Origin of the sequence: Parasediminibacterium paludis (assembly GCF_042651445.1) — a bacterium.
Classification (GTDB): domain Bacteria; phylum Bacteroidota; class Bacteroidia; order Chitinophagales; family Chitinophagaceae; genus Parasediminibacterium; species Parasediminibacterium paludis.
On record NZ_JBHSDC010000027.1, the window covers coordinates 220,769 to 230,807 of the forward strand.

10 protein-coding genes are annotated in these 10,039 nt (G+C 38.1%); 5 read left to right on the forward strand and 5 right to left on the reverse strand.

The genetic code is table 11. The features are described from left to right. Nucleotides 1-85: 85 nt before the first annotated feature. A protein-coding gene (gene prfB / locus ACFOW1_RS13560; RefSeq protein WP_379014968.1) for a peptide chain release factor 2 occupies nucleotides 86-1,178 on the reverse strand; the annotation gives its coding sequence in 2 pieces (ribosomal slippage) (nucleotides 86-1,117 and nucleotides 1,119-1,178; 1,092 coding nt in all). A gap of 179 nt (nucleotides 1,179-1,357) precedes the next feature. On the opposite strand from prfB, the gene ACFOW1_RS13565 reads away from it, so the two are divergent. Then, complete coding sequence (locus tag ACFOW1_RS13565) at nucleotides 1,358-2,611, forward strand: DUF2130 domain-containing protein (RefSeq protein WP_379014970.1); 1,254 nt, start codon at nucleotides 1,358-1,360, stop codon at nucleotides 2,609-2,611. An 8-nt stretch (nucleotides 2,612-2,619) separates the two neighbouring features. Continuing rightward, a complete protein-coding gene (locus ACFOW1_RS13570; protein ID WP_379014971.1) occupies nucleotides 2,620-3,714 on the forward strand; it encodes a hypothetical protein in 1,095 nt (364 codons plus the stop codon). Here the strand turns inward: ACFOW1_RS13570 and ACFOW1_RS13575 are convergent. Continuing rightward, the gene (locus ACFOW1_RS13575; RefSeq protein ID WP_379014972.1) at nucleotides 3,711-4,223 is read right to left on the reverse strand and encodes a GNAT family N-acetyltransferase; all 513 of its coding nucleotides are present in this window, start codon (nucleotides 4,221-4,223) and stop codon (nucleotides 3,711-3,713) included. The two genes, ACFOW1_RS13570 and ACFOW1_RS13575, sit on opposite strands and share 4 nt — an antisense overlap. A 200-nt stretch (nucleotides 4,224-4,423) precedes the next feature. On the opposite strand from ACFOW1_RS13575, the gene queA reads away from it, so the two are divergent. Continuing rightward, the gene (gene queA, locus ACFOW1_RS13580; protein WP_379014974.1) at nucleotides 4,424-5,473 is read left to right on the forward strand and encodes a tRNA preQ1(34) S-adenosylmethionine ribosyltransferase-isomerase QueA; all 1,050 of its coding nucleotides are present in this window, start codon (nucleotides 4,424-4,426) and stop codon (nucleotides 5,471-5,473) included. A gap of 54 nt (nucleotides 5,474-5,527) precedes the next feature. Here queA and ACFOW1_RS13585 read toward each other — a convergent pair whose 3' ends face one another. Beyond that, on the reverse strand, nucleotides 5,528-5,938 hold the full coding sequence (locus tag ACFOW1_RS13585; RefSeq protein ID WP_379014976.1) for a hypothetical protein: 411 nt from the start codon (nucleotides 5,936-5,938) through the stop codon (nucleotides 5,528-5,530). Nucleotides 5,939-5,967: 29 nt separating this feature from the next. Beyond that, nucleotides 5,968-6,600 carry an orotate phosphoribosyltransferase gene (gene pyrE / locus ACFOW1_RS13590; protein ID WP_379014978.1) on the reverse strand — a complete coding sequence of 211 codons (633 nt, stop codon included), beginning with the start codon at nucleotides 6,598-6,600 and terminating at the stop codon, nucleotides 5,968-5,970. 156 nt (nucleotides 6,601-6,756) lie between these two features. On the opposite strand from pyrE, the gene guaA reads away from it, so the two are divergent. Continuing rightward, the gene (gene guaA / locus ACFOW1_RS13595) at nucleotides 6,757-8,295 is read left to right on the forward strand and encodes a glutamine-hydrolyzing GMP synthase (protein ID WP_379014980.1); all 1,539 of its coding nucleotides are present in this window, start codon (nucleotides 6,757-6,759) and stop codon (nucleotides 8,293-8,295) included. A gap of 96 nt (nucleotides 8,296-8,391) precedes the next feature. After that, nucleotides 8,392-9,549: a hypothetical protein gene (locus tag ACFOW1_RS13600; protein WP_379014981.1), complete on the forward strand. Its 1,158-nt coding sequence runs from the start codon at nucleotides 8,392-8,394 to the stop codon at nucleotides 9,547-9,549. A gap of 131 nt (nucleotides 9,550-9,680) precedes the next feature. On the opposite strand, the gene ACFOW1_RS13605 is transcribed toward ACFOW1_RS13600, so the two are convergent. Beyond that, on the reverse strand, nucleotides 9,681-9,932 hold the full coding sequence (locus tag ACFOW1_RS13605; protein ID WP_379014983.1) for a hypothetical protein: 252 nt from the start codon (nucleotides 9,930-9,932) through the stop codon (nucleotides 9,681-9,683). Nucleotides 9,933-10,039 lie beyond the last annotated feature (107 nt).

Genomic DNA, 10,039 nt, shown 5'->3' on the forward strand with positions numbered 1-10,039 from the left:
GTCTGAACAGGGATTTTGTATAATTTATAAGATTCAGTGATTAAAGATAAATCGAAAAAAATCATAGCAAATCTTTCCTATCATTTTATTCAGTGGTTTCTTTTTCCAGCATCAAATAAGCTTTTATAAAACCATCCAATTCGCCATCCATAACAGGTTGCACATTGCCTACCTCATAATCGGTTCTATGGTCTTTAATCATCTTATATGGATGAAACACATAACTGCGTATTTGGCTGCCCCACTCTATTTTCTTTTTGTTGCTATTGGTAGCATTAATAGCTTCTTGTCGCTTACGCATTTCTTCTTCGTACAACCTACTTTTTAACATTTTCAACGCCAATTCTCGGTTTTCGCCTTGCGTTCGTGCTTGCTGACATTCTACAATAAAACCACTAGGCCCATGTTTTAAACGCACCGCAGTTTCTACTTTATTCACGTTTTGACCACCGCTACCACCACTTCTATAAAATGCCCATTCTAAATCAGCCGGATTGACTTCAATTTCAATGCTATCATCAATCAATGGATACACATATACCGAAGCAAATGAAGTGTGTCGCCTTGCATTGCTGTCAAAAGGCGAAATACGCACCAAGCGATGCACGCCGCTTTCTGCCTTTAAAAAACCGAATGCAAAGGGGCCATCAAACTGTAAAGTAGCCGATTTGATACCCGCACCATCTCCTTCTTGGTAATCTAGCTCGGTAACTTTCCAACCTTGCTTTTGCCCATACATTAAATACATACGTAATAACATATCAGCCCAATCCTGACTTTCTGTACCGCCAGCGCCAGGGTTAATTTGTAAAATAGCTGGCAATTCGTCCTCAGGCTTGTTAAGTGTGCTTTTAAATTCTGCATCTTCAACCGCCGCAAGTGCTGTATCAAAGGCTTTTTTTACTTCTTCTTCCGTTTCGTCACCACTTTTCCAAAAGTCAAACAGTACGCCAAAGTCTTCCACCGAAGTGTCTACTTGCTCGTACAATTTCATCCAAAATTCGTTTAGCTTAATGTCTTTCATGGTAGCCGTGGCTCGGGCATTGTCATCCCAAAAACCCGGCGATAACGATAGCTGACGGTCTTGTTCTACTTTAGTTTTACGGCTATCGTAGTCAAAGAAACCTCCTCAAGACGGTAACTCTGTCTCTTATATCTTTCAATTGTTCTTGTGTCATAGTGGTGCAAGTTACTCGATATTTTTAAAATGCGTAGAAGGTGTTTGGGTTATCAGCTTTTGTAATAAGATGACACTTCCGTTTCGTCGCACTCTGTAGCTGTATAACTTTTATCAGTCATCAGCATTTTAGCCCAACATGCTACTTTTTAATATAGTTTTGAAGCATAATTTTTCTCTATGGCATCATTCATTATTACTTGTCCCAACTGTAAACACCAATTTGAACCTGGCGATTCTATGCGAGATGAAATTGAAAAAGAATTACGCACCAAAGTGATTGATTGGCAAAAAAAGAAAGACGAGGAATTTCGTAACAAAGAAGCTTTATACCAACAACAATTACAACTGAAAGATGAGGAAATAAACAAGCGATTGGCTAGTGAAAAGCAAAAACTACAAGCTGAATTACAAGTTCAATTAACAAAAAGTATTGCCGCCGATTTTGAGAATCAGATGAAATTATTGCAGCAAAACTTGGCCGACAATGAAGAAAAGTTAAAATCTGCACGCAGTAAAGAGCTTGAATTTTTGCAAAAAGAACAAGCCCTAAAAAATAGAGAACAAGAGCTAGAATTATCAGTTCAAAAGCAATTGCAACAGGAGCGTGAAAAACTAACCGAAGATATCCGCAAAATTGAAGAACAAAGAGTGTCGGCCAAAGAACATGATTTTGTGATGAAAGTTAAAGAGCTTGAAAAACAGCTAGATGACCAAAAAAAGCTAGCCGAAGAAATGCGCCGAAAGTCTGAACAAGGTAGCATGCAATTGCAAGGCGAGGTACAAGAATTATTGCTTGAAGAATTACTGCAAACCACCTTCCCTTTTGATAAAGTTTCAGAAGTAGGTAAAGGTGTACGCGGCGCCGATTGTATACAAACGGTTCGTAACCAATTTGGTGTAGAAGCTGGAAAAATTATCTATGAAAGTAAACGCACGAAAGATTTTGGTGGCGACTGGATTGAGAAATTAAAAACAGACATGCGAAATTTAGGCGCAGATGTGGCAGTGATTGTAACACAAACCTTGCCTAAAGGAATGGAGCGCTTTGGCGAAAAAGACGGCGTGTATATCTGCACATTTACCGAAGTAAAAAGCGTGGCTTTATTACTACGAAATGCTATTTTAAAAATATATGATGCCAAAAAAAGCCAAGAAAATAAAGGCGATAAAATGGTATTACTGTACGATTATTTAATTGGTAATGAATTTAATGAACAATGGAAAGCCATCCGAGAAGGTTTTATGAGTATGAAACTCAGCATACAACGAGAACGAGATGCGATGGAAAAATTATGGAAAGCCAGAGAAAAACAATTAGAAAAAGTGTTGCTGAATGCAGCACATATTAGAGGTTCTATTGAAGGAATTGCAGGGGTAGATGCTGTAAATTTGAATTTACTAGATGAACAAGATAATTTACTGTTAGATTAACAATTACCATGATATCGATTAATCCTGAGTCAAATATTCCTAATAAGCCGAGTCGGAAAAAGCCTATTTTTCCTATCAATGAAGGCTTGCGGAAATATCTAAAAAATCATGGTCGTGAGGTGAATCTACCCGTGCATTATGAAGATTTGTTGCGATTTACTTACAGCGTACCACTAAAAGATAAATCTGGTAAAGACGCTTACTGGGAAACCGTATCGTACGATATGCGGGAATGGGAATTTTTACGCGATGGACTCGTAAAAGTATATGCCATTCTAAAAACAGAGGGCGACTTCAGTTTTGTCAATCAATTAGATGTGGCCCGCATTGATTTTTGTGTGTTTGGCAATAGCCAACCCTTTAGAATCAGAATCGTGAATCGCTATAATGATAACTACGACCATTATTATATTAAGCGTGGCGATGCTAACCGCGTCTACGGTTTAGAACTAGAACATTTATTATCGCCCAATAGAATTACTTTTTTTTCTAATTACCAAACGTTGATTGAAGAACATATTCCTGGTATACCGGGCGATGAATTTATCAAAAACTATCTCTATCATCCAGATACCAACCAAGTTCGTTTTGCCAAGGAATTTGTAAAGTTTAATGAACGTTGCTTTATGCGGCTTTTGGGCGATTTACGTAGCTATAATTTTGTGGTAGATATCACGCCAGATATTGAAAATGTACAATACCGAATTAGAGCTATTGACTTTGACCAACAATGCTACGAAGGCAGAAAAAACCTATACCTACCCCAATTTTTTAAAGAAAATTACCCATTTGTAGAAATTGTAAGTAAGCTACTCAACAAAGAATCGATTGAACAATACCAAGCTGAAGAGCGCACCAAAGTGGTCTTTCGTTTAGCATCATCTCGGTATCGTATTAAAGAATTGATAGACTTGATGTGCCAAGATAATATCTCAACACCCGACAAAATTGAGCATCTCAAAATAGAATTGGCCAATCATTTTCACCAAATTGGTTTTTTAAAAGCCAAAACAATGGGTCAGATTGTAAAAATTCAGTTGAAACAAATTTTACTTAAAAAACTGAAACTCGTACCTAAAACAAAAATACATGACGGTGATTAAAGGGCTTTCTGCATCAGCCAATCTGTTTGTAGGTCTGTGCCAACCAAAAATGTTTCAGTACCAAATTGTTCAAAACCAAAGCGCTGGTAAAATTCAATAGCGTGTTGATTTTTTTCCCATACGCCCAGCCAAACATGGGTTTTATTAAGCGATGCTGCTTTCGCTAAGCAAGTTTGCATCAATAATTTACCAATGCCTTGTCCAATAAATGCATCAAGCACATAAATGCGAGAAATACGCAATGTTGTATAATTTGGCAATTCCATAGGATGATCTACTGCTGTAACTTTTGCATAAGCGCATAAAATGCCCTCTTGATACACTAAGTAAAAGGTATTATTCGCGTCCTGTAATTCTTCTTCAGTAGCCGCTATGCCAAAATGAGACGCCAAAAACATATCCATATCTGTTTTTGTATTTTGGGCATGAAACGCCTCGTAAAAGGTTTGCTTACTAATAGCCGAAAGCAATGTTGCATCTACAATAGTGGCCACTTTTATCTCTAACATGGGTGCAATACTAAACAATCATTCAACGCTTTGGCATCTTCAATCAAAATTCCTTCTTGGATAGCTTAGCTAAAACCCTTACTTTTGCACACTTTCTTAAAATTTGATGCCGTAACATCAAGCTAGTCCTTACAAACCCACTACCCTTTGGGTTGCAGGATGAACTTAATGTGGCCTATTATTTACTTAAATAGACACAGATGAAATTATCTCAATTCAGGTTCGATTTACCGCTGAATCTTATTGCACAAAACCCTACCAAACAAAGAGAAGATGCGCGTATGTTGGTGGTTGACCGCAAAACTGGTGCAATGGAAAACAAACATTTCAAAGACATCCTTGATTATTTCGACGACAAAGATGTATTTGTAGTCAACAACACCAAAGTGTTTTCGGCACGCATGTATGGCCGTAAAGAGAAAACGGGTGCAAAAATTGAAGTGTTTTTATTGCGTGAACTGAATAAACCCAACCGTTTATGGGACGTGATTGTTGATCCCGCAAGAAAAATTCGTGTCGGCAACAAATTATATTTTGGTGAGAATGAAGAGTTGGTAGCAGAAGTGATTGATAACACAACAAGCCGTGGCCGTACCATTCGTTTTTTATGGGATGAGGATGAGGAAAGCTTCAAAAAAATGTTAGACTTTTTAGGTGAAACTCCATTGCCTAAATACATCAAACGTACGCCAACAGAAGAAGATAAAGAACGCTACCAAACCGTTTATGCTAAACATGAAGGTGCGGTAGCTGCGCCTACTGCGGGCTTGCATTTTAGTAAAGAACTTATTAAGCGTTGCGAAATCCAAGGTATCCGCTTTGCAGAAGTAACCTTACATACTGGCTTAGGCACTTTCAGACCAATTGAAGTAGAAGATTTGAGCAAACACAAAATGGATGCTGAATACTATCAAATTACAGAAGAAGCGGCCAATATTGTGAACAAAGCAAAACAAACTGGCCACCGCGTTTGTAGCATTGGTACAACTACCATGCGTGCGATGGAAACAAGTTTTACAGCAACCAAAATGCTTAAACCAAGTGAAGGCTGGACTAACCATTTTATCCACCCACCTTATGATTTTAGTGTGGCGGATAGTTTGGTAACCAATTTCCATTTACCAAAAACCAGCTTATTAATTATGACTTGCGCTTTTGCAGGTTACGATTTAGCAATGGCAGCTTACCAAAAAGCCATAAAAGATAAATACCGATTCTTTAGTTATGGTGATTCTTTATTAATCATCTAATTTCATAAATAACCAATACAAAAAAGCTACCAAATTCGGTAGCTTTTTTGTTGTCTAATAGGGTTCAATATGGCAAGGCTTTCCTTTTTGTGGACCACCACCCTCTTCTTTGCGTTTACAAATGGGTGGTAATAATTTATAAGCATCGGGAGTTGCCAAAGTGCTGTCTGCATCAAAACCAGCATTGTTAATGGCTGTTTTAATCGCATCTACAGATACACGATCTGGCAAATATTGTATACGAATTTCTCCCGCCAATAAATTGTAAGTACGCTTTAGCATACCGCTTTGCATATTGTCTTCATTTTCCCTCACCAGATAGTCTTCTAGCTTTTCTTTACAAGTCCAACAACGCAAATTGGCAGATTTAATCACCACAGTTTGCGTTTTAGCAGCCATTACCTGTGCATGCATTTTGGCAGTAAAAAAACCTAGAAACAATACGATAAAAACTAGTTTCTTCATATATTTTATTTTAAAATAGTAGCATGCATTTAGTCAGCCATCCAAGTGCTTGGGCTTTTACGCCACTCCAACAGCAGTTCCTCGGTTTCTGCAGAAACCAATTGCTTTTCTACGGCCATACCAATAAGCGCTTGGTAATTACTAAGCGATTTAAAAGGTACGTTGGCATTGGCAAACGCTTCTTCAGCAATTGCAAAACCATAGTTAAAAATACTCACCATGGCAATGACTTCCAAGCCCGCTTGGCGCAGCACCTCTACTACTTGCAAGCTACTTTTACCCGTAGAAATTAAGTCTTCAATCACCACTACTTTTTGGCCAGCTTCATAATGCCCTTCTATTTGATTACCCAAACCATGTTCTTTTGGTTTTGGACGTACGTACATATATGGTAGCTTTAATTGGTCAGCAGCCATCGCACCCCAAGGAATGCCAGCAGTGGCAACGCCCGCCAATACATCTGCATCAGGATATTGCTCAAAAATGACACTACACAGTTCACTTTTAATAAAATCTCTTACAAAAGGAAAGGATAATACTTTTCTGTTATCACAATAAATGGGGCTTTTCCAGCCACTAGCCCAAGTAAAAGGCTTCTCAGGATTGAGCTTTACGGCTTGCACCTGTAATAATTTTTCAGCAATAGCTTTTTCATTTGTCATGCAGCGAAGATAAAAGGATTATATTTTCTAGTTTCTAGTTTCTAAAAAACGAAGTGCAAATACAATAACCTCAATTGCGTATTTAAAAATAAACTAGCAACTAGCAACCCCAACTTTCTTCTTCTTCCTTTATAGCGTTTCATTTACCTTCGCGGCATGACCGAAAAAATACTTATTCTCGATTTTGGAAGCCAGTTTACCCAGTTAATTGCACGTTGCGTTAGAGAAGCCAATGTTTACTGCGAAATCATTCCTTACAATAAAAACTTTGTTGTTGACCATGATTTAAAGGGCATTATTTTAAGCGGTTCGCCTTGCAGTGTGAATGATGTAGATTTTCCGTCGGTAGATATAGCTGCTTTAAATAGCAAAGTACCTGTTTTAGGTGTTTGTTATGGTGCGCAATTAACTGCTAAAACCTATGGCGGTCGGGTAGATAAAAGCAATAAAAGAGAATACGGTCGTGCCATTTTACAAACCAAAGATGTCGAAGATGTTTTATTAAAACACATTAGCCCGAATTCGCAAGTGTGGATGAGCCATAGCGATAGCATTGTGGCTTTGCCAGAAGGTTTTGAAATATTGGCAACCACAGACAGCATTCCCGTTGCAGCTTTCAAAAAAACAACCACCGATAGTTTGCCTTTGTATGGTATTCAATTTCACCCAGAAGTGTACCACTCTACCGAAGGGAAAGTGTTGATTAAAAACTTCTTGGTTAGCATTTGTGGTTGCACACAAAATTGGACACCCGCCTCTTTTATCAACGAAACCGTTGAGAAACTAAAAGCCCAAATTGGTGATGGTAAAGTGATTATGGCACTTAGCGGTGGTGTAGATAGCACCGTAGCTGCCACCTTAGTCAGTCGTGCAGTGGGCAAAAACTTATATGGTATTTTTGTAGACAATGGTGTGCTGCGCAAAGATGAATTTCAGCAAGTACTTGATATTTACAAACAGCTTGACCTAAACGTAAAAGGGATTGATGCGAAGCAATTATTTTACGATGGTCTAAAAGATAAAACCGATCCAGAGGAAAAACGAAAAGTAATCGGCAAATTATTTATTGATGTATTTCACGACGAAGCCTTAAAAGTAGAAGGTGCTAGCTTTTTAGGTCAGGGTACCATTTACCCAGACGTGATTGAAAGTTTAAGCGTTCACGGACCTTCTGCCACTATCAAATCGCACCACAATGTGGGTGGTTTACCGGAAAAAATGAACCTCAGTTTGGTAGAGCCGCTGCGCTTATTATTTAAAGATGAAGTAAGAAAAGTAGGCTTAGAATTAGGTATTCCCTACGATTTATTATACCGCCATCCTTTTCCTGGCCCTGGCTTAGCCATTCGTATTTTAGGCGAAGTAACCGCAGAAAAAGTGACGCTGTTGCAAGACGCAGATGCCCTATATACCAAAGGTTTAAAAGAGGCAGGCTTGTACGACAAAGTTTGGCAAGCAGGTACTATTTTGTTACCTGTAAAAAGTGTGGGTGTGATGGGCGATGAAAGAACCTATGAGTTTACAGTGGCTTTACGTGCAGTCACAAGCGTAGATGGTATGACAGCCGATTGGGCACATTTGCCCTATGAGTTTCTAGCCAATATTTCTAACGAGATTATCAATAATGTGCGTGGTATTAACCGTGTGGTATACGATATTAGCAGTAAACCGCCCGCAACAATTGAGTGGGAATAAGATAAGATTGGGGATTTCTGATGTTGGATTTGAGATATGACAAACGCAGAATAATGCAACAATATTTATAAAATTTGCTTGTTTAAAAAACCACCCATGAAACAATATTTCTATTGTGTGTTTACGATGTTCATTGCTCTTGTCACATCTTCCTTAAAAGCACAGCAGCCGCTAAAAGTGGCTGTATTTGCGCCTATTTATACCGATAGTGCTTTTGACGGCAATAATTACAAACTTGGCAACAATAATTTACCGAAAACGATTTTACCTGGCCTTGAGTTTTACAATGGTGTGATGCTAGCGGTGGATAGTTTAAAAGCAGAGGGCAAATCTGTGGAAGTATTGTTTTACGATAGCAAAGGCAGCGAAAGTATTTATACCATTATTCGCAAGCCTGAGTTTCAAAACATCGCCATGATCATCGCATGCTTCAATAACAGAAACGATGTAAAACCCTTGGCAGACATTGCGTTGCATAGAAATATACCCATTATTTCTGAAACATTTCCGAATGATGGCGGGGTAACTGATAACCCTTTTTTTGTGCTGATAAATACCGCTTTAAAAACACATATTGAAGAAATTCACAAATATGTTCAGCGCAATTATAGCACCAATAATATCGTGTATGTTAAACGAAAAGGCGCTTTAGAAGACATGTTGTATAATATCTTTTCTGCAAGCAATAAAAAAACAGCCGCATTACCACTCAAGTTTAAAACCATAGAACTCAACGATAATTTTAGTAGTGCCGACCTCAATAGCCAACTAGACAGTGTGAAACAAAACTTAGTGATTTGTGGTAGTTTAAACGAAACCTTTGGTGTCAACCTAGTAAAATCGATCAGTAGCGATAAAAACTATGCCGCTACAGTGGTAGGCATGCCCACTTGGGATGGTTTAAGAGAACTCGATAAATCAGATTGCAATGGCGTTACTATGGTGTATACTACGTCGTACAATTTTCCAAGAAATTTGCCTGTAATCGCCAACATCTCACAAGCCTATAGAAGCAAATTGTTAGCACGGCCAAGCGATATGGTATTAAAAGGCTATGAAAGCATGTACCACTTTACCAGCTTGCTTTTGGCCTATCCCACCGATATCATCAACCATCTGTCAGACAAAGCCTTTAAAATCTCCAACGACTTCATCATTGAGCCACAAAAAAGCGCCACAGATGCTTCTAAAATCAATTACCTCGAAAATAAAAAAATCTATTTTATTAAAAAGTTAGATGGTAACTATAAATAGCAATATTGTCAAGCGTTTCGAAGAATCATTTTGGCCTTTCAAAATGCTGGCGAGCGTTTCGAAGAACAATATTAGCCTTTCAAAATACTGTCGAGGATTTCAAAGAACAGTTTGGTGCTTTCGAAAGGTAACTATATATCACCACCTGTTAAAATTTCTGTTATAAGTAGTGCAGCACCTATAACGGCTATTACACCAAAAGATATATGCACAATATCATTTAAATCAAGGGCCGTATTACTACCCTCTATCTCTACCTCTATATTGGGGTTTATAGCGAAAGGAAGATTTAAGGCAACATTAGCTGTACATTCAAAATCTGGTTTATGATGTTGGCTTAAGCTATAATAAGCTTCATTAAATACATCTATAATTTTTATCAAGGGATTTTTGATTTTTTTGCAATGTTTTTTGCGGATTGCAATTGTAAGCTCCCCTAAAATCCGCTACATTCAAAAGTATAAAATTCTCCGTTTTCAGTTTTTATAGG

Excerpts from the sequence above, each read along its gene's own strand:
- ACFOW1_RS13575 (WP_379014972.1), bottom strand. The coding sequence starts at position 4,223 with ATGTTAGAGATAAAAGTGGCCACTATTGTAGATGCAACATTGCTTTCG.
- queA (WP_379014974.1), top strand. The coding sequence starts at position 4,424 with ATGAAATTATCTCAATTCAGGTTCGATTTACCGCTGAATCTTATTGCA.
- ACFOW1_RS13585 (WP_379014976.1), bottom strand. The coding sequence starts at position 5,938 with ATGAAGAAACTAGTTTTTATCGTATTGTTTCTAGGTTTTTTTACTGCC.
- guaA (WP_379014980.1), top strand. The coding sequence starts at position 6,757 with ATGACCGAAAAAATACTTATTCTCGATTTTGGAAGCCAGTTTACCCAG.
- ACFOW1_RS13570 (WP_379014971.1), top strand. The coding sequence starts at position 2,620 with ATGATATCGATTAATCCTGAGTCAAATATTCCTAATAAGCCGAGTCGG.
- ACFOW1_RS13565 (WP_379014970.1), top strand. The coding sequence starts at position 1,358 with ATGGCATCATTCATTATTACTTGTCCCAACTGTAAACACCAATTTGAA.
- pyrE (WP_379014978.1), bottom strand. The coding sequence starts at position 6,600 with ATGACAAATGAAAAAGCTATTGCTGAAAAATTATTACAGGTGCAAGCC.
- ACFOW1_RS13600 (WP_379014981.1), top strand. The coding sequence starts at position 8,392 with ATGAAACAATATTTCTATTGTGTGTTTACGATGTTCATTGCTCTTGTC.